Below are 21,261 nucleotides of genomic sequence, written 5' to 3'. Positions count from 1 at the left end.
AATTTCACTCACTAACCGGGTTTGGTCTATTTTGCTTTGTTCTTTTTCTTTATCAAAGATATGCTTAAGTTCATTACTGGCATGCTCAGTATCCCGACTTAACTCATTGATATCCTGCTTTTGTTCATTCTCATTGCGGATGATGATGGTGCCTTGGGACACCGCTGAATGCGTTATCGATTGTTCATTGTCTTTTTTATTATAACCGGCTGGCATTGATGGCATGCCAATGGTGCTGACGCCAACACTGCTGCTGCTGACTTTATAATCCGCTTTATTTTCGATATCAGTAAAGCTAATTGTGCCCGTATCAAGTTTGTTTTTACCGGTATCTTCCGCTTCCGATGCAATCACCGCCCCTTTTAAGTCAGTATTATTACCAACTTTAATATCATACCCACCTTTACCTGCAAATATGCCTGACTGGTCTGTAACACTTTTCCAGTTGCTGTCCATTTTGGAGGTAGAATTAGCCGCATTAATACTGCTTGTACCGCCAAGTGAAAAACTGCCGCCTACTGAGCTTGAGCTGTTTTTCATATGATATTCGTCACTATCTTGTTGTGAGGTAATATTCAGGTCATGACCAATATCGGCAATAACGCTGTCGCCTTTTATCTGGCCAGCATTAATATTGGCATCATTGCCTGTTATCATCGTTAGCTTATTGCCGGCTTCTATAACACTTTCTGTCCAGTCTGTTCCATTCCCTTTTTCTCGAGATTTACTTTGACTGCCGCTGGCTGATATATTAAAACCATTCTTTTGACCACCAAAGTTATACCCGACACTTACCGAACCACTGCTACTTTTTTCTTTAGTATCGGTTTTAAACGTGTTTTCTTGGCCGATAATATTAATATCATGATTAGCGTTAATGGTTGCATTACGACCTGCTTGTACTTGACTGCCAATGACATTTATATCACCACTATTGCTTTCACCATTGCCTGTTGCAATGATAGAGACATCACGCCCCGCTGCAACCGATGAGCTAACCACGGTATGTTGTTCTTGATTAACCGTACGTTTGGTTTTTTCACTGCCAAGGCTAATATTAATGCCCACCGAAGCCTCAGGCACACCATCTTGTAAATTTGCTCCTGTTTCTAACGCCGCATTACCCGCTTGTAAGCCCGCTTTAATTTCCATTAATGCTTTGGTTTTATCATTGGTTTGCTGTTTGGCTTGTTGTAGTGTTTGAGTTGCGTTGTATATGTTACTGGCTGTACCCGAAACAGCAACGGTCACCCCTGTTTTTTGATATTTATACTCTTCTTTATGGGTAGTTTTGGCATCTAACGCTTCAATATTGACATTTTCACCTTGCATTTTAATATTTTGCTTAGCAATAATATCACTGCCTTCAACGTTAATATTTTTGCCTGCATGAATATTGACACTGCCGTCGGTACTGCCAACGACACTACCGACATAAGCTTGTTCGGTATCGGTTTGTTTTAGTGACTCTTTCTCTTTACCAACGGTAACACCAAGACCACCACTGCTCATTAACCCTGATTTTTTCTTTTTTGTTTCTTCTTTTCGGTAATATGACTCTTCTGCGGCATTAACCGTAATATCTTTATCGGCATAGAGATTGACATCATGGGTACCAACTACCTGACTACCGGTTACGGTTAAATTATTGCCAGCACTAATAGTCACACTATCACCATTGAGCATACTCCCTTTTTGAGTCGTGTTATCAATTACGGTGTGTGATGTACTTGTGGTTTTGTTTAAAAACCCTTTTGATTTAGTTTTATGAAATTCATCTAAAAAGGCGGTTTCGGTTGAAGAGCCTATTTCAATATCATTGTCTGCAATTAGATTTAATCGATTCCCCGCTTCAATATCGACTGTTTTGGCATTGATGTTATTACCTGCAATAATATTTACATTATTGGCCGCACTTATTCCGGTGCCAACCACGCTTTTTTCATCTGTGATGCGATAATCTTTTTTTCTTCGGTAATCAAATTTTTCTTCAATGTCAGCTGTGGTAAATTGGACATCATGGCCCGCTTGTAACCAGGTTGTGCCTTGTTCGCCACTGTTAATTATCCAGCCAGCCTGGGATTTAATGTCATGTCCTGCATCGATTATTATATTGCCGTCATTTACCTGAATAATGCTGGTTTTATCAATATTGGTCAGTGAATTTCTTGCTTTTGTTTGGGTTCTTGTGCTGGATAATAAATTAATATCATTATCTGCTGATAAGTAAACTAATTTATCCCCCACCAACTTACCATAATTGGTAATATCATTTTCAGCCGTTACCCCAACTTTATTACCGTAAATAGAACCGGTATTGTTGACATTGTATCCATTTAATAAAACATTTTCTTTTGCCTGTATTAAACCTTTATTGTCAAGCTGTTCACCTTTTATAAATACATTTTCGCCTGAAATAAGTGCACCATCAGTACCTAGCTGTGTTCGATTAACAATATAGACTTGTGGAACCAACACATCGATGTTTTCACCATCAACGGTAATGGTTTTTTTCATTAACAAGATCATATCGGTGGTTATGGCTCTCATCTGCTCTGCCGATAGTTCAACACCCGGTACAATTCCATATTGATTAGCAAAACTTATCCCTGCATCCATTAATGCCTGATATTGTTCAAGATCTGAACGATAACCCTGAAGATAGCGATTACCTGTTAAGCCAATAATCTGCTCACGAATAAGTTGCTGTTCGTAATAACCATCACCTAATCGTTTTTGGATTGAGTTTGGATCCACTTTTAAGCGATTAAGCATATAGTCAGAACTCAGCCACTTTTTACGTTGCGTAAAACGTGGATCGGTTTCAACGATATAACTTGGATTATATTTATTGACAATCCATAAACTATTATCAGGCAGGGTAATAGTTGGATCATATGTACTAATAGTTTTGATTGGAGCCATTATGCTATCAGCTTGAGCGGATTCTGGCTCTTTGATTGGTGTTTTATCCGCTGTATTGTTGTTTATATGATCAGTAATAATATCTTGTAAATTATTATCAGGTTTTTGACTAATAGCCGTTACATTATCAAATTTATTTGTAGGTACTGCAATATTCGATATTTTGTCAACTTTCTTATCATTCGGGGTTAGTTTAATATCAGTATTGTGTATTGGTTGTACAGGCTTTGTAGCGACCTCTTTAATGTCATTGTTCACTGTAATTGGCGTCGGGGTATTTTCTACCTTAACTGTTTCACGAGGTACCTCTTTTAATTCAGTTTGCTCAAAGATTTTATGATCTAAAATATTAGAATTTAAACTATCATCATTGAATATTTCATCAGGTTTATCATAAGGGGTAGAGGTGGCTCTATAATCTTTTGTGTCATTTTTCCAATGCTCTATTTTATTGCCCGAATACACATATTTTGAAATAGTTTCTTGTGAATAATTATTTAATTGTTGCACATTAATATTAACGGTTTTACCGGCTACAATTTTACTATCCTGATTATTTAATATTTGCCCCTTAATGACTATATTATTTGCAGCCGTGATTTTACCAGGATCTGTTTCCAGTACTACAGTGCGATATTTTGTTTTAATGATTTTGTAATGCCAAGAATTTGTACTTGTATAACCATCTTTTTTAATTTGAATTCTTGATAAAGCACCAGTCGGTCTTAAGTACTCGGGAATGTCTTTCCATAAATACCAACAGCCCTTATCGTGCTTTTCACAACCGTATGATTGAGGCCTTTTCCCTCTGAAGTGTGTACTTCTGATACGATATAAAATCTCATCAGGTGAATACTTTTCAAGTCTACCGCCAGCGATAAAATACTCCTCCATTTCTGGGGCTTCATCACTTTTGCGCATTTCGGTTATGATATGATCATTAATGTTATTAATTGCATTAGCATTAATATATAAATCGCCATGAGACTCAATATTTGCCGAGTGATTGTTGATGACATCTGCATTACCTGTCACATTTAAATTCTCATCAAGATCACCACCAATAATAAAATTGCCTAAGCTGAGTAACTGAGCGTGAGTATAATTATTTAAAGTATTAACGCCTAAATGAAAATTTTGCCGAGCAGCAATCACCGGTGCCACACCATTTTGTGCACGATTATTAAGTATTGAAGCTTTTATTGCTAAATTATCAGCATATATTCGCCCACTTTCTAAGTTATCTAATACATTGGTGCGAATGACTGTTGTGTCACCATTAATTAAACCATAATTATTAATGGTTTGATGATTGAGTGCTAAATAACCAGCGCTAATTTCTGATTGTTTTTCGTTAATTAATTGCTTACTTTCTAATGAAATTTGTCGGCCAGCAGTCATTTTATTTTTATTAATAATGTCTTTTTGCGTACGAATAGACAGATGACCATTGGTGGTTATTTCATTTTCATTAATAAAACTTTCATCTAAATCAAGCGATAACTCATTTTGACTTTTAATTACACCATCACCATGAAATGATTGTGTTTTTAAATAAATACTATCAGCAAGTAAACTTGCTTTACTATTGTCAAAATCTTTTGCGTTAATAATAAGGTAATGACTAGCATTTAATTTTGCGAATTGATTATTTAAATGGTTACTTTCAAGCATAATATTTTCTGCTAAATAATCTGATTGCTGATTATCCATACTTTGTGCTTTTATGCTTATGAGCCCATTAGTTTTTAATGTAGCTGCTTGATTATATAAATTTACGGCTTCTAATAAAATACCATTATTAGATAACAAGTTAGCATAGCTGTTATTGATATTATTTGATGCTTTAAGATTAATCAAGCCATTAGCTGTCATGCTGGCAGCGCTATTATCGATATTATTGGCAGCATTTAAAATAATATCTTGTTCTGAATCCATTTTAGCTTGCTGATTATTGATTGTTGTCGCATCAATATTAACCGAAGCTTTTGCTTGTAATTCACTATTTTGGTTATTGAATTGATTGGCTTTAATAGTAAGTGATTTTTCACTAACTAATTTAGCATATTGATTCATCAAGTCTTGTGCATTAATCGCTAAATCGCCTTTTGTAAATAATTTCGCCTGTTGATTATTCAGCGTACCTGCATCAATTGTTATTCCTTTTAGCCCCGATAATAGTAATGCCGATTGATTATCAAATTGGTTGGCTTTTAAGGTTATTTGCGCTTGTGATTGTATTGTCGCATTATTATTCTTAAGATTATCACTGATTACTGTAATTGCTTTTTCGGCAACTAAAATGGCATCACTATTGTCAAATTCTGGACTATTAATCGTCATTGAATCATCAGATTTTAGTACCGCTTCTTTATTGGTAAGGTAATGACTATTTATGTTGATAGATTGATTGCTAAATAATTTTGAGGCAGTATTATCAACATTTTCACTCGTGATGTTGATATTTCCTTTACTACTTAACATCGCTTTTCGATTATCTAATTGCTTTGTATTGATAGTCAGTGATTGCCCACTCCCCATTTGGCTGCCGGCATTATCAATTTGTTCACTATTAATAATCATATCTTGATTAGCAACCCATTTCGCATTGCTATTTTTAAGAGTATGCGCATTAACGTTAATTTTACCTTGAGCACCGAGTTCTGTTGATTCAGTATTAAGCTTATCAGCATAAATATTGATATCATTATCACTTATTAATGTTGCATTATTATCAATCAATTCTGTCGTTGAAATATCAAGGTTGCCAACACTATTTATTGATGATTCAGAACCCGTAATTGTGCCAGATTTCACACCTAAATATTGCAACGACGTTAGTACTGCTTTTTTGATATTCAATGCCTGTTGATTATCAATATTTAGATTACCTTTGCTTGTTATTTTAGCTTGATTAAGCGATGCAATTTGGCTTTTTAGCGTAAAATTACCTTCTGTAACATATTCTGCAGTGTCACTCATTAACTGCTTAGTATCAATATTGATATCACCTTTACTGGAAAGTTTGGCTTGGTTAAGTGACAAGTTTTGGCTGTTTAAATCTAAATTGCCTCCACTTACATATTGAGCATTATCACTTGCTAGCTCATTAGTTTTAATATTAATAGCTTGCTTAGCTTTAATTTCACTGTTTTGATTATTGACACTAGTAGCCGTTAATTCAATCTTATCATTAGATAAAATAACGCTATGTTCATTATTAACATCACTGGCATGAATATTAATAAATTGGTCTGCCCAAAATTTTGCATTAGTGTTAATAAAATTGTCTGTTGTAACATCAATAGCACCATCAGTAATCAATGTCGCATTAGCATTTTTTAGTGTATTATCTGCATTAATTTTAATACCAGATTTAGTTTGTATTTGCGCCGAAGTATTGTCTATATCTTTAGCATTAATAACTAAACCACCATCAGATAATATTATTGCATCGCTATTATCAAGTTGCTCTGTTTCGATATTTAATTGCCCGGATTGTAGCGTTGTTTTTTGATTATTAATTTGCTGCGCGGTTAAACTAATTGTTCCCTCGCTGCTCCATTTGGCGTTTTGATTATTCAGTTGAGTAGTCTGCACTTTCATGCCACTTTTCGCATACATGGCCGAATTAGCGCTTTCAATTTGTTCTGCGTCAATCGTTAATTTTTGATTAGTAACTAGCTGAGCGGCGTTAAACGCTGCAAATTGTTTTGCATCAATCGTTAACTCTTTTTCTGCTTTTATCGTTGCATTATTGGCTTGGAGAGTTGTTGCATTAAATTGAATTTGGCCAGTTGATAATATTTCAGCATTATTATAAGTTTGTTGTTTTCCTATAATTGCTATGTCACCTTTAGCACCAACATTTGCTTTAGTTAAGTCAATATTCTGACTGTTAATTTGCATGTACTTTTGAGAATATAGATTTGCAGCGTTCGCAACAAGTTGTTCAGTTGCCGTCAAAGTGATTGCTTGATCTGACTGTATAACACTATTGTTACTTAATAATTTAGTCGTACGAAGGGTTAAATTTCCACCAGCAAAAAGTTCTGCCTCATCATTAACCATCTCTTGTGTATCAATATTTAATTGATCTTGCGATAACATTATGCTCGTTTTGTTATCAAACAATTTTGTTGCAAGAATATTAATATTGCTACCACTTTGCCATTTTGCATTTTGGTTATATAAGCTATTGCCTGAAAATGTTAAAGATTGACCAATTAATGTTGAGTTATTGTTATTTAATTGATTAAATTGATAATTTATTGTTCCAGTTGCTTTTTGTTGACTTGATTGATTATTAATAGAGTCCGATTTAACTGTAATATTTTTACCTGCTAACCATAGTGAACTACCACTTTGTAATTCGTGACTATCAACATTAATATCACCCAACACATTTAGCTGGGAATTATTTAGCTGTAAATAATGACTGTTTAAAGATAAAGATTGTTCAGTGATTAATTGAAGGAAATCGGCGAAATAATTATTGGATTTAATATTAATCGCTTTTTTTGCCTGTATATTGGCTTGATTAGTGAATAAATTTTGAGCGCCAATATCGAGCTCTTGCTCAGTAATAAGCTGAAGTTTATTAGCATTGATTTGATCTGCAGATAAAGAAATAGCACCTTTAGCACTTAAATTCGCATTTTGCATTGCAATATCTGCTGCGTGCATAGTAATTTTTTGATTTGTTGCGAGTTTAGAATCGTTACCTTTAATATCATTAGCAGTAAAAGTTATGTCGCTTTCTGATATTAATTGGCTATTTTCATTAATAATTGAACCACTGGAGAATGTGATCCCTTTTTTAGTGATAATCGTTGAATTAGATGTATCTATGCTGTTTGAATTAATTACATCAAGTTGCTGTTCTGTTTGCAGCTGTGCAGCTTTAAGTGAAAGGCTGTTGCTAAACAATTCAATACGATTAGCATATGTTTGGCTATTATCGAGATTTAAAGCTTCTTTTGCGTTTAATAAAAGTTTTTCACTTGCGCTATTTTTACCATTAAAATTAATATTATTGGCTGATGCAAAAATAGTTCCCGAATTAGTTAGTTTTCCTTGATCGTTGACACCAGACACAACACGACTCTTTTTACTACTATTTATTTTGTTAGCGTCAAGTGTAATATTATTTTGAGCAATTAAAGAGCCATCATTAACAATAGTTTGTTCACTTTTTAATTTAATATTTTGTTTGCTGTAAATTTGATTCTGGTTATTAATATCTTGCACACTATTGATATTAATACTTTGTTGAGCCTGAATTGCACCTTGATTGGTGATTTTACCATCAGCACTGATAACAATACTGCCGGCACTGGCACCGAGTTCACCGGCATTATGCACACCCACCCCTTTTTCGGTACCAATCATACGAATACTATTGGCATACATTCCACCAAGCTGTGAAACATCAATCGAGACTTCCGGTTTGTTGTCAGTAGCGTTATCCAGTGGGGTGATAGTTTGTGTATCGTAACTGACCTGATTACGACCGGTGATCACATTCGCTTCATTGGCCCATATTGCCGAGTTAATCGATACCGTACGTGCTATCAAATCGGTATAGTTTTGCCCAGAACTGTCAAGCCCTTTACCGGTTACCGTTATGTGCCCTTGTTCAACCTGGTAACCATTTATTTCACCATTATTGATAATCGGTTTACCGGTGGTGAGTGTCCCTCGACTGGCATTAATAAAACCACAACCATTACAGGTGATACCGGAAGGGTTAGCAATAATGACCTCGGCTTTTTGACCGGCAACTTCAACCACCCCGTTTAATTGGCTGGGATTACGTGAATTGACTTCGTTTAATATGATTTTTGCCGGTCCGGTTTTATTTAATAGTTCATTACCTTGTACATAACCCGCAATTTGTGTTTGGCTGATTTTACTGCTGTTATTTAATATCGCACCTTGCTGTGATACATCAAATTGACTGTATTTGTTATGCGATAATCCTTTATTGTTCGGGGTTTGAATGTTGACTTGTGTCACACCATTTGCCGCTGATATCACTATCGGTTGTTGGTGGCGGCCCGCCTGATTATCCGCCACTATTTGACTGCCATAAACCGGCGAAGTCAGCGTGACAAAACCCAGCGAAATAGACACGAATAAGCTTATCGGTTTTAGCGTTGCAAAAATAGATTCAATCGCTGTTTGTTGCGTATCTGTGGTGGTTTTTGCCTGACCATTTGCTGTTTTCGAAATGTCAGCAACCACCATTTGCATATTACGTTTTTTGTTAAAAATTATTCGGTATAAGCGCTTATTCATAATCTATTCCTTATTCCTTATCTTCATTTTTATATTTATATTTATATTTTTTATTTATTCACCATTAGTTATACACATAACACAACGTACATCTTGTTATTCAACCTAATAATTCCACATCACACTAAAGCCTAATGCCAGCGGATTGGTTTGAAAACCTTTCGGTTTGCGAATTGGCATGCCGGCAAACAGGTCATAGTAAAAACCATAATTGTTTCCCCGAAATCCCAATACGCCACCGGTTAAATGCCGCCCTAGCAGATACTCACTTTTACCACCCGATACTTCACCGGTATCAAGACCTAAATAGGTTTCATGATTAAAGGGAACTTGCCAGGCTAATTCATTACGAAGATACCAACCGCGGTCCGCTCTTAATGTTAACTCCCCATCAAAGCCCCGAACACTCCAGCGCCCACCAATCGAAAACTGGTCCGGTGAAGTTAAGTGTGAGCCACGCGTATATTGCCCCTGATAATCTAAACGATAGCGAAAGTGCTGTTCACCTAAGGTGAAAGGGACATTGGTAGAAAAGTTAACTGAGAAAATATCTGACAAGGCGCTGCTGTTATCTTCCGGGTTGTACTCTTCCGGCGCTTTTTTTGCATTAAACCAACGAACCCCTTTTTGGTAAGTAACACCCGCATCGATGGTAATATTGTCAATATAATGCCGGTGAGCAATGCCCAATTGCCAGCTTGTGGTTTTTCGTTGTTGGATTTCAATCTCGGTATTATCGACATAGTTATGTGATTGGCGTAACATTAGGCCATAACTTAATGTGGTCTTTTGTGATTCATTTCGATGCAGCACATAACTCAGTTGTATATTGGCATTGCGGCTGCGACCACTGTACTGGTAATCCTGATTTTCACCTGCTACATTTTGATGATATTTATTGCCCGATAAAGATGCACTTAACGACCAATAACCAAACGGAATTGAATAAGACAGTAAATAGTTGCGTGAGCCATATTTACCTTTTCCATTAATATCATGCCCACCTGAGGCATAAAAGGAATCACTGAGCGATAAGGGATTATCTAAGTAAAATGTCACCCCGCCTTGGTCTCGCCCTGTTGTTTTAGTCCCTGAATCATCAACCGACAATCCCAATCTCCACATCTTGCTCTGTTTGCGACTAATAACAATATCGCTTTCGCCCGGTTTATCACCCGGCACTAACTTCATTTGAGCACTCACTGTCGGTAATCGTTGTAAATTTTCAAGTCCTTGCTCTATATCCCGTAAATTTAGAAGATGATTTTCCCGTGCTGGCATAGCTGTATAAAGCTGGGCATAGTTATTACTATCATCACTGTAATAAATATGCCGGGTTTTACCTTCAACCAATAATAGTTGCAACTTACCACTTGCCAAATCTTGTTCCGGTGCCACCACTCGCGTGGTGATATAACCATAGCTAATGAGTCTGTCTTGTATTGCTTTCATCAATAAATTTATACCCTCAGAGCCTAAGCAGTGGTGCTCAGCTTGTTTCGCTAATTTATTTAAGGGAATAAACCAGGGTAATTTATCCCGCTCAAGTAACTGCACTTGATTGATAACAAAACATAATGATTCAGTGGGAAAATTAAGTTCACCTGTGTGGGTTGATGGCGGTAATAAACGGATATCGGGAGTGGCGGGTGTCAATGTTTCTTGTAGAGCTTTGTCTCGCTCTTGTTGATGAATAAGCTGCTCATCACTAATGACTTTTGTCGGTGGCGGCTCGGCGAATAATAAACAAGACGGCGAAATAGTAATGACTGCCGTTAATACAAGATTTTTTACAGAAAAACACATAATCACAACGCTACAAAATAGACACATAAAACCATGTTTGGCATACTAATGGGTAATAACTGATATGTATACACAAGTTGTAAATTCTGTGTAAATGTTTGTGATTTTACTGTAATTTTTATGTAAATATTGATAAGTTGATTGAGATATAAAGTCCTGAATTTAAATCAAACCAATAAATAAAAAGTTAAATAATGCGTTTGTTATTGGAGTTGAAAAGGGATTGTTAATCGAAATAAAAATGCTTTTCGTTGGGAACTTTTGGATTTTATATCACATCCTTCCTCACATTTCACGCTAGCATTAAAATTTGTGATTTTTAATATTTTATTTATCAACCCTAACATATTCTGGCAATAAAGCGGCAAAACCTTTATACTATGCCGTCATTATTGGTATCACTCTATAGAGTTTTACTAAAACACTCCGTTCTTTAACATCATCAATTGGAAAAAAATTTATGCATCCGATGCTTAATATTGCTATTCGTGCTGCTCGTAAAGCAGGTAATGTTGCCATTAAGGCTTATGAAAACCCAAGTTCAATCGAAATTGATACTAAAGGTGCTAACGATTTTGCCACTAATGCAGATCGTGCTGCTGAATCACTTATTATTGAAACAATCAAAAAAGCGTATCCTGATCATACGATTATTGCTGAAGAAAGTGGTTTAGCTAAAGGTAGTGATGCCGATACGCAGTGGATAATTGACCCAATTGATGGTACGACCAATTTTATTAAAAATATCCCACATTTTGCAGTTTCTATTGCGGCTCGAGTTAAAGGTAAAACAGAAATTGCCGTTGTATATAATCCTATGAGTAATGAGCTGTTTACCGCGGCGCGAGGTAAAGGTGCACAGCTTAATGGGTATCGTATTCGTGTTAGCAATGCTAAAGACCTTGAGGGTAGTGTGCTCGCAACGGCCTTCCCATTTAAAGTTAAACAATATAGTGATAGTTATTTTGCGGTATTGCAAAAATTATTTGTAAGATGTGGTGATTTTCGCCGTAGTGGGTCTGCCGCGTTAGATTTAGCTTATGTAGCAGCAGGCCGTTTAGATGGCTTTTTTGAAATTGGCTTAAAACCTTGGGATATTGCCGCAGGCGAGTTAATTTTACGTGAAGCAGGTGGCGTTATCACCGATTTTGCTGGTGGCAATAATTATATGGTTTCGGGCAATATTGTGGCGGGTAATCCTCGTGTGGTCAAAGATTTGTTAGTTTCGACCCAAAACGATTGGCCAGAAAATTTGCGTAATTAATTGTACTTTCTTTATTCGAAATGCAGGGTTGTAGCCTTGCATTTTGCTTTATACTAGTCATCAACTACAAAGAGTCATTTTCGTTATTTTGCGTCATCTAATGACGTCATTGAACAATTAACGTGTAAACCTTGATTGTTTAAATAGTCACTGCCCCATATATACATTGATTCAAGTACTGGTCTAATGCTTTTGCCAAAGTTTGTTAAAGAATATTCAACTTTAGGTGGTACCACTGGAAAAACTTGTCGATGAATTAAGCCATTAGATTCAAGTTCGCGTAGTTGTTGGGTTAGCATTTTAGCTGTAGCCGTAGGGATTTCCTTACGTAACTGAGAAAATCTTAAGGTAGTTTTAGCCATAAGTTTCCATAATATGAGCGATTTATATTTACCACCAATCATATTGATGGTGGCATCAACAGGGCAATAGGTTATTGTTTGATGTTTGTTTTCACAGCAGCTTTTATTGATTGATTTATTTTTCACTTAATTATCTTGATAGTATCTTTTTGGGTAGTATATATCAAAAAAGTGCATTCTTGTTAAAAGGATAATTAATACTACAATATGTACCACACCAAAAATTAAGGGATGTGTTAAATGAAAACTGTCGAATACCATTTTTTTGTTGAGGATATGAGCTGTGCATCATGTGTTAGTCGAGTTGAAAAGGCGCTGAGAAAGATTGATGGTGTCATTGATGTTAGTGTGAATCTTGCGACTGAAAAAGCAACCGTTAATGCAAATTCGAATGTTAAGTTAGACACACTCATGTCAGCTGTGGACAATGCCGGATATCATGCGGTAAAAATTACTGATCAACAAATGCACCATAAAGATGTTGATAAGCAAGCTTCACTTTGGCCTATTGTTTTGTCTATTATCTTGTCTGTACCTTTTGTCATCCCTATGTTACTTGAACCGTTTGACATTAATTTGATGCTACCTGCTTGGTTGCAATTTATTCTTGCTTCGATTGTGCAATTTGGACTAGGTGGTAAATTTTATCGTAGTGGGTTTAATGCGTTAAAAGCATTAACCGGTAATATGGATTTATTAGTCGCAATTGGTACCAGTGCCGCTTATGGCTTGTCGTTATATCAGCTTATTAGTGGTCATTATGATCACCTCTACTTTGAATCATCAGTGGTGATTATTACCTTAATTTTGATTGGTAAGTGGTTAGAGTTAAGAGCGAAGCATCAAACAACCCAAGCAATTGAAGCTCTTTCAGCGTTACGACCAGAGATGGCATTAGTCAGGCAAGGTAACCAAGAAGTGAATGTACCTATCGACCAGGTAAAAGTAAATGATATTGTGGTGATTAAACCCGGTGAACGTATTGCTGTTGATGGTATTGTTATTGAAGGTTCATCCAGTAGTGATGAGTCGATGTTAACAGGGGAAAGCTTTCCTGTAACTAAATCCATTAATGATATTGTTACTGGGGGGACAATTAATGGTGAAGGGTTGCTGATAGTGAAAACTACCGCAATTCAAGCTGACTCAATGCTTTCAAAAATTATAAATATGGTTGAATCAGCCCAAGCTAAAAAAGCACCAATCCAGCGAATTGTAGATCGTATCAGTGCGATTTTTGTACCGGTGATTTTGGTTATTGCGTTGGTAACCTTGCTGTTTTGGGGAGTAATTTATCATGATTGGCAACAAGCCTTGCTTCATGCCGTTGCCGTATTGGTTATTGCGTGTCCATGTGCTTTAGGATTGGCAACACCTACTGCGATTATGGTGGGAACGGGAGCAGCGGCTCGTCAGGGGATTTTAATTAAAGATGCCGAAGCGTTAGAAACGCTGCACAATATTAATACGATCGCATTTGATAAAACCGGTACGTTAACAGTAGGTAAACCTGAATTAGTGGAAATTGACGTCGTCGGTACTGAAACACCCGAGCAGATTTTATCAATTGCGGCATCAATGCAAGCGGGGAGTGAACATCCTTTAGCTAAAGCGATGTTATCTAAAGCTAAGCACTATAATTATGCACAGAATATTACCTCAGTAGCTGGTTCAGGGATTATGGCAATGATTGATAATACCGAATACTATTTAGGTAGTTTACGCTGGATGAAATCGTTAAATGCCTATTTTGTGAATATGGATGATAAAATCAATGAGCTTACCGGTAAAGGTTACACTATTTCATTTTTGGCTAAACAACAATCAGAAAATCAGGTCGTAATTTTGGCTTTATTTGGTTTTTCTGATGTCATTAAACCTGAAGCCAAAAATGCAATTGAAGCATTACATCAATTGCATGTTACCAGTGTTATGTTAACTGGCGATAATCAGCAAGCGGCTAATTATGTCGGGCAGCAGTTGCGTTTAGATAAAGTGATTGCTGAAGTTTTACCGCAAGATAAAGCAAACTATATTTATCAATTACAAAAAGAGAGCCATAGTGAGCACAATAATTTAGTTGCCATGGTCGGCGATGGTATTAATGATGCCCCTGCATTGGCAGCCGCAGATATTGGCATTGCTATGGGAACGGGCACCGATGTTGCTATGCATACGGCGAGTATTACATTAATGCGTGGTAATTTGTACCTTATTGCTGATGCCATTGATATTTCGCGTCGAACATATAATAAGATAAAACAAAACCTGTTTTGGGCGTTTTTCTATAATTTAATTGGCATTCCATTAGCTGCTTTAGGATTTTTAAATCCAATGATTGCAGGTGCTGCCATGGCTTTAAGTAGCGTTAGTGTGGTAACAAATGCATTACTGCTTAAACGTTGGAAAGCGAGAGCCGATAACCAATAACGGTCGTTGAATTAAGGCGGTCGTTTATACCGCCTAATCGGGTCATTTTCTGGCAATAGGTTTGTTTGTCTGCATATTGACCATTTACGTCAAACTAAAATGGATTTGCGATCCTTTTCCTTGTTCAGTAATAAATACGCCGACGGCACAAATTATCTGTTCATTATAATAAACTAAAGGAATGCGGGTTCGCATCCAAGGTGGAATATGGTGCTCTTGCCATAATTTTTTGATTGCTCTTGAACCCTGACGATTGACAATTTTTAGCTGTCCTTGTGCATGAAAGCGTACAGTTACATCTTCGTCGGCACGAGGTAAGCGGCAATTTAAGTTGTGCTTATTATTGGCGTGTAATTCACCAATATGATCAGGTAAGACTAACGATGACGATAAATCCCATTTAAGCACGTGTTGTTCAATATTTTGATATAGTGGCAACAGGTAGAGTTGGTTTTGGTAACGGCGGATTTGTTTATTATGCAAAATAAATTGTGGATTGGCATCGTCTTTCGCTTGCGCAACAGTTTGCCAAATTAGCGTGAGTTGTTTTTGGCTTGGCATGATAACTTGTTGTTGCCGAAGCCACATTCGTAAAATAGCATTGCGTTTATATTCGCTATAATCAAACAAGGGTTTTAAGCATAGCTGACCTTGAACGGTGATCACTTGTTGATACTCGGACAGTAATAGCTCGTTAATTAAGGCTTCTTGTTGTTGGCATAACTCGGCACTTCGAGCGACCATTTGCGGAAAATGTGGCCAACGTTGATTGATAATTGGTAAAACATTTAAACGTAAAAAATTGCGATCGTAATGGTCATCTTGATTACTTTCATCTTCTATCCAAGTTAGTTGATTTTGATTCGCATAAGTTTCTATCTGTTTGCGTGATATCGATAATAATGGGCGAAGATGTTGTCCATTTTCGATGGGCATAGCAGAGAGCCCAGCAGGACCACTACCTCGCTTTAAGGCTAATAAAAAGGTTTCGCACTGATCATCAAGATGTTGGGCTGTGCAGAGCATTTCGTCACTTTTTAAGTGATGATGAATTGCTTGATAGCGGGCCTCTCTAGCTTGTTCTTCGATATTCTTGTTCATATCATCAAGCTTCACTTTTTCAATAATTATAGGTACTTGCCATGTTTGACATTGTTGTACACAATGGTTTGCCCAGTTATCGGCATTTTGACTTAAACCATGATGAATATAAATAGCCCTAATTTGTAAATTGGGTAAAAGCTGTTTTTTCAACATTACCAATACATGCAGTAATACCGTCGAATCGACGCCACCACTGAAAGCCACCAGTAGTGCATTACTGCCTTTTAAATGATGTAAAACGGTTTGTTTTATTACGTCATCAAGCATTGGGTTATGTATATTGTTCATATTACAGTGAATTATATTAAGCTTGTTAGCGCAGTAGTTTTGATTTTATCAAGTTTTATTCTATCTAAACCAGCAGCTAAATCGGCAATTAAATCGTTAGGATCTTCAAGACCAATATGCAGACGAATTAATGTGCCAGTAAAGTCGACACCTGATACCGGTCTAATTTTTGCTAATTCTTCAGGTTGGTTTGCTAAAATTAATGATTCAAATCCTCCCCATGAATACGCCATGGTAAAATGGTTTAAATGATCTAAAAAATCAGCTAATTGTATGTCGGTTAAGCGGTCTTTGAGAACAAACGAAAATAAACCACTTGCACCACTAAAATCACGTTTGAAAAATTCATGTCCTTTGCAACTTTCAAGTGCAGGGTGATTAACGGTTGCCACTTTCGGGTGACCAGCAAGCCATTTAGCAACTTTTAAGCCATTTTCATGATGTTGTTTAAGTCTCACCGCTAAGGTACGTAATCCACGCGCCGCCATATAGGCCGTATCGGCATCGCACATTTGTCCCATTAAATAAGAACGTTCTCGTAATCTATCCCAACATCTCTCATTGGCAACAGCAGTCCCTAACATGCCATCTGAGTGCCCAATAAGATATTTAGTGCCTGATTGAATTGAGATATCAATACCATGTTCTAATGCTTTGAATAATATCCCAGCCCCCCATGTATTATCGATCATAATGGTGATTTCAGGATTAACACTTCGAATGGCCTTAACAATTGCCGGTATGTCTTGAACTTCCATAGTGATTGAACTTGGTGACTCTAAAAATACCACTTTGGTATTAGGTTTGATATGGTTGGTAATATAACGGCCAATTAAAGGGGAAAAGTAATCAGTTTCAACCCCCATATCTTTTAAAATATGTTCACAAAATTCTTGGGTTGGCTCATAACTTGCCTCGGATACTAAGATATGATCCCCAGTTTTGACAAAAGCTAGAATCGTATTAGCAATGGCAGCAGCACCGCAAGGGTAAAGATAGCAACCTGCTCCACCTTCAATTTCAATCATGGCATCTTGCAGAGCAAAGTGGGTTAATGTGCCACGTCGTCCATAAAATAGTGCACCATTTGTACGATTTTCTGCCGCTTCTTTTTTGGCTGCAAGAGTATCAAACACCAATGAAGAGGCTCGTTGAATAACGGTATTTACTGCACCTTGGGTATAGCGTTGTTTTCGTCCTGCATGAACTAATTTTGTTGGTAATGACATGATCAATCCTAGGTTAGGGATAAATTTTAATAACAGTTAGCATAGCATGCTGTTAAAATAGTAAAAAATAATTTTTATGAATAGTTGTTTTCTGATAATGCTAATAACTCAACTGGCTAACCTAAATCATGCAATCATCGATTTTTCGTTATTACCTAAGCAAATTGTTGATTATGCAAATAAATTGCATGGCCAACGTAAAAGGCAATTTTTAGTTTGTCGTTCAATCTTAGCGCAGTTACTCAAACAACATTATAGTGTCGATATTTTACCCGAAATGGTCATTGGCGATAATAGTCGACCTCGTTTTTTAGATTGCTCGTTTCCTGATTTTAATATTAGTCATAGTGGGGATTGGGTTGCTGTAGCGGTTGCATTGTCAGGAAAGGTGGGCGTCGATATTGAGGTAGACAGGCCGCGAAAAAATTACCTAAATGTCGCTAAACATTGTTTTGCTGATGAAGAGTACCAATGGATGATTAACCAAGAAGATACATTATTAGCTTTTTGGCAGCTTTGGACATTGAAAGAATCGGCATTAAAACTTTATGCTAAAGGCGTTTGGCAAATAAAATCAGTCAATGTTAATTTAGAACGTCACTCTATTTGCGCCCCTTTTGGACAGCATTTCTATTTTCATTATCAACAGCTGTCAGGCGTTCATCTTGCGGTTAATTGTGATAATCCTATTACCAATATTGTTGTAAAATCCTAATTATTATAATCTGTTACCCTTTTAGGGTAACAGTTATTACAAATATTTTATTATTCGTTTGTGGTGAGTAATCCTGACTCACTTAAGGTTTTATTAAAGTCTTTGTCCATAAAGAATAAATCACGTTTATTTTCGCCTACTAATTCTAGTTTATCAACAATGGTTTTAAATAGCTTTTCTTCTTCATGCTGTTCTGATACATACCATTGTAAAAAATTGAAAGTTGAAAAATCTTTTTGAGTAAGGGCATAATCGACCAGTGAGTTAATTGCTTTGGTAATGGTCAATTCATGTTGATAGGCTGCTTTAAATACATCGAGTAACGATTTATATTTTGCTTCTGGTGCATCAATTTTTCCAATTAATGCAAGTGAACCACAATCTAGAACATAATCAAACAAACGTTCCATATGTTTGCGCTCTTCACCGGCATGATCTCGTAAAAATTTTCCAAAAGAGGGAAAATTTTGGTCATCACACCATGCACTCATTTGTAAATAAAGATTTGAAGAATAAAATTCTAGATTCAGTTGGTCATTAAGTTTTTTGACCATTTGTGTTGTTAACATCTGACTTTCCTCTCATTGCTATTTTATTATTCCACTTTTTAAACGTGGTTATTATATAAACCTTAGCGATTTAGCTAATTGGTTTAAATTGATTAAACTAAATAAATTTGTTGTAGGTTTTTTTTGTGCTTTTCATCTAATTGGTACTCTTTGGCTAACCAATTGTCGATGGTTTGATAACGCTGTTTAATTTCATTTATAGCAGCAGTTAAGAACTCTTTTTTGGCAGAAAATATGATTTTATACTTGTCTAATTCTTCCTGCGTAAATTTATTTTTATATTGATTAAGTGTTTCTTCACGAAAAGTTTGTAAGCATTGTTCAGTAAATAGATAGTCTTGCATGACATCTTCTTCACTCACGCCTAATGCAAAAAGTGTTAGCGCGACACCAATGCCGGTCCTATCTTTACCAACTGCACAGTGCTGAACTAATGGTTTACCATTAGCGTTAAGTAAAAGTGAGATTAATTGTTGATAAGCCTGATTATTAAATGGAAGTAACTGATAAAGTTTTACCATAAAATCAAATGGTGAATATTTTTTTAAAATAAAGATATCATCATAATCACTAGTTAAACTTGCAGTAATTTCGTTACTTAATGGATTAGCCGGGACATTAATATATTGAGTATTAGCCCATAAATTATCGGGACAGCGATCGATTTCATGCTGATCACGATAATCTAAAATATGATGAAGCTTTAATTGGTTAGATAAAATGTTTTTTTCATCTTCAGTTAAGCGAGAAAAGTCACCAGCACGGTATAACAACCCCGATCGAATTTGACGGCCGTCAGTTGTCTTGATTCCACCTAAATCACGAAAATTGATACTGTTTTTGATAGGGATAACTGATGTCATTACCGCTCCTTATTTATTCTTAACTTCGCTTGCTATATTAACATGTTTCTGATTAGAATTAAGTCAATGTTTTGTTGTTTGATAATCAATGAGGTTTTTAATATGTCGATGTTATCTATTTTTCTTTCAAATGAACCGGCTCAAGCGCAGTGGGGCAAAGATGCCTTACTCAGCTTTTCTGATGATGCTATAACAATACACTATAAGTCGGAACATCGCTTAGGTGCAATTCAGCGAGCAGGGCGTAAATTGGATAATCAAGGCATTAAAGCGGTGAAACTGACAGGAGAGGGTTGGGATTTAGAAGCGTCTTGGCATTTTTGGTTAGGTTACCGTAATGCCAAAAAAAACAATAAAGTGACGTGGGCAAAACTCAATAGCAAAGAAAAAACAGAACTTAAATATCGTTTGGATATTATTGATTGGTGTCGCGATATTGTTAATCAGCAAGCCGAAACCTTAAGTCCTCTTGAATTAGCAACACAAAGTGCAAAATTAATTAGTGCGTATTCATCTGATGTAACTTATAAAATTATTTCAGGCGAAGCCTTAAAAGAACAAGGTTATATGGGAATTTATACTGTTGGCAAAGGCTCGGATAGACCAGCTGCATTGCTTGAACTTGATTATAATCCGAGCAAAGATCCTAAAGCACCGATTATTGCTTGTTTAGTGGGTAAAGGTATTACCTTTGATTCTGGTGGCTATAGCTTAAAACCAAGCAGTTTTATGGAGTCAATGCGTGCTGATATGGGCGGAGCTGCACTGGTGAGTGGCGCGTTAGCATTAGCGATAGCTCGTGGTGTACAACACCGTATTAAGCTTTATTTATGTTGTGCAGATAATTTAGTCAGTGGTGATGCGTTTAAATTAGGCGATATTATTCATTATCGTAATGGCAAAACAGTTGAGGTTGATAACACGGATGCGGAAGGACGCTTAGTGTTAGCTGATGGATTAATTTGCGCAGATAATGATAAACCACACTATATTATTGATTGTGCCACGCTAACCGGCGCTGCAAAAATTGCCGTAGGTAACGATTATCAATCCTTGTTATCATTCGATGATTCATTTGCTAATCGGCTAATTGAAAGTGCGACTACCGAACACGAAGCATTTTGGCGATTACCGTTAGCTGAGTTTCATCGTTCGCAATTTCCTTCATCTTTTGCCGATATGGCTAACTCTGGCTTACCTAATACCGCAGGTGCTAGCACCGCAGCGGCATTTTTATCGCATTTTATAAAAAATTATAAACAAAACTGGTTACATATTGACTGCTCAGCCACATTTCGTAAAAGTGCTACTTCCTTATGGGCAACAGGGGCAACCGGAGTAGGTGTTCGCGCCATAGCACATTTATTAAGTGAACTTAACTAGGATTGAAAAAAACCACTGTAAGA

At 36.5% G+C, this 21,261-nt stretch carries 11 protein-coding genes; 4 read left to right on the top strand and 7 right to left on the bottom strand.

Going from position 1 to position 21,261, the window contains the following annotated elements; all coding sequences use genetic code 11:
- Together J3U57_RS08700 and J3U57_RS08695 are read right to left on the bottom strand one after the other, a co-directional pair.
- A partial coding sequence (locus J3U57_RS08700; protein ID WP_267344385.1) for a hemagglutinin repeat-containing protein occupies positions 1-9,225 on the bottom strand: 9,225 nt, incomplete at its 3' end.
- A gap of 105 nt (positions 9,226-9,330) precedes the next feature.
- Positions 9,331-11,031, bottom strand: a complete 1,701-nt coding sequence (locus J3U57_RS08695; RefSeq protein WP_267344386.1) for a ShlB/FhaC/HecB family hemolysin secretion/activation protein — start codon at positions 11,029-11,031, stop codon at positions 9,331-9,333.
- Between the two features lie 460 nt (positions 11,032-11,491).
- Between J3U57_RS08695 and suhB the strand changes: the two genes are divergently transcribed.
- Positions 11,492-12,295, top strand: coding sequence for an inositol-1-monophosphatase (suhB, locus tag J3U57_RS08690; protein WP_267333946.1), 804 nt, complete (start codon positions 11,492-11,494; stop codon positions 12,293-12,295).
- Between the two features lie 83 nt (positions 12,296-12,378).
- Here the strand turns inward: suhB and J3U57_RS08685 are convergent, their stop codons facing one another.
- Positions 12,379-12,699: a winged helix-turn-helix transcriptional regulator gene (locus J3U57_RS08685; protein ID WP_267344441.1), complete on the bottom strand. Its 321-nt coding sequence runs from the start codon at positions 12,697-12,699 to the stop codon at positions 12,379-12,381.
- A 198-nt stretch (positions 12,700-12,897) separates the two neighbouring features.
- Between J3U57_RS08685 and J3U57_RS08680 the strand changes: the two genes are divergently transcribed.
- Positions 12,898-15,087, top strand: a complete 2,190-nt coding sequence (locus tag J3U57_RS08680) for a heavy metal translocating P-type ATPase (protein WP_267344387.1) — start codon at positions 12,898-12,900, stop codon at positions 15,085-15,087.
- Positions 15,088-15,171: 84 nt separating this feature from the next.
- On the opposite strand, the gene tilS is transcribed toward J3U57_RS08680, so the two are convergent.
- On the bottom strand, positions 15,172-16,458 hold the full coding sequence (gene tilS / locus J3U57_RS08675; protein ID WP_416379672.1) for a tRNA lysidine(34) synthetase TilS: 1,287 nt from the start codon (positions 16,456-16,458) through the stop codon (positions 15,172-15,174).
- A gap of 32 nt (positions 16,459-16,490) precedes the next feature.
- Complete coding sequence (gene metC / locus J3U57_RS08670) at positions 16,491-17,708, bottom strand: cystathionine beta-lyase (protein WP_267344391.1); 1,218 nt, start codon at positions 17,706-17,708, stop codon at positions 16,491-16,493.
- 97 nt (positions 17,709-17,805) lie between these two features.
- On the opposite strand from metC, the gene J3U57_RS08665 reads away from it, so the two are divergent.
- Positions 17,806-18,423 (top strand): 4'-phosphopantetheinyl transferase family protein, encoded by a 618-nt coding sequence (locus J3U57_RS08665; protein ID WP_267358454.1) that lies wholly within the window; start codon positions 17,806-17,808, stop codon positions 18,421-18,423.
- A 50-nt stretch (positions 18,424-18,473) separates the two neighbouring features.
- On the opposite strand, the gene ftnA is transcribed toward J3U57_RS08665, so the two are convergent.
- Positions 18,474-18,992: a non-heme ferritin gene (gene ftnA / locus J3U57_RS08660; protein ID WP_065634437.1), complete on the bottom strand. Its 519-nt coding sequence runs from the start codon at positions 18,990-18,992 to the stop codon at positions 18,474-18,476.
- 92 nt (positions 18,993-19,084) lie between these two features.
- On the bottom strand, positions 19,085-19,855 hold the full coding sequence (locus J3U57_RS08655) for a tyrosine-protein phosphatase (RefSeq protein ID WP_267333941.1): 771 nt from the start codon (positions 19,853-19,855) through the stop codon (positions 19,085-19,087).
- Between the two features lie 102 nt (positions 19,856-19,957).
- Here J3U57_RS08655 and pepB point away from each other — a divergent pair, with 102 nt between their 5' ends.
- Positions 19,958-21,238, top strand: coding sequence for an aminopeptidase PepB (gene pepB, locus J3U57_RS08650; RefSeq protein ID WP_267344392.1), 1,281 nt, complete (start codon positions 19,958-19,960; stop codon positions 21,236-21,238).
- The last annotated feature ends 23 nt before the right edge of the window (positions 21,239-21,261 follow it).

Origin of the sequence: Gilliamella sp. B3464 (assembly GCF_026536145.1) — a bacterium.
In the GTDB taxonomy this organism is placed as follows: domain Bacteria; phylum Pseudomonadota; class Gammaproteobacteria; order Enterobacterales; family Orbaceae; genus Gilliamella.
This window is presented reverse-complemented; position numbering and strand designations above follow the sequence as displayed.

Coding starts and splice junctions, on each gene's coding strand:
- J3U57_RS08695 (WP_267344386.1), bottom strand. CDS start 11,031: ATGTGTTTTTCTGTAAAAAATCTTGTATTAACGGCAGTCATTACTATT.
- suhB (WP_267333946.1), top strand. CDS start 11,492: ATGCATCCGATGCTTAATATTGCTATTCGTGCTGCTCGTAAAGCAGGT.
- J3U57_RS08685 (WP_267344441.1), bottom strand. CDS start 12,699: ATGATTGGTGGTAAATATAAATCGCTCATATTATGGAAACTTATGGCT.
- J3U57_RS08680 (WP_267344387.1), top strand. CDS start 12,898: ATGAAAACTGTCGAATACCATTTTTTTGTTGAGGATATGAGCTGTGCA.
- tilS (WP_416379672.1), bottom strand. CDS start 16,458: ATGCTTGATGACGTAATAAAACAAACCGTTTTACATCATTTAAAAGGC.
- metC (WP_267344391.1), bottom strand. CDS start 17,708: ATGTCATTACCAACAAAATTAGTTCATGCAGGACGAAAACAACGCTAT.
- J3U57_RS08665 (WP_267358454.1), top strand. CDS start 17,806: ATGCTAATAACTCAACTGGCTAACCTAAATCATGCAATCATCGATTTT.
- ftnA (WP_065634437.1), bottom strand. CDS start 18,992: ATGTTAACAACACAAATGGTCAAAAAACTTAATGACCAACTGAATCTA.
- J3U57_RS08655 (WP_267333941.1), bottom strand. CDS start 19,855: ATGACATCAGTTATCCCTATCAAAAACAGTATCAATTTTCGTGATTTA.
- pepB (WP_267344392.1), top strand. CDS start 19,958: ATGTCGATGTTATCTATTTTTCTTTCAAATGAACCGGCTCAAGCGCAG.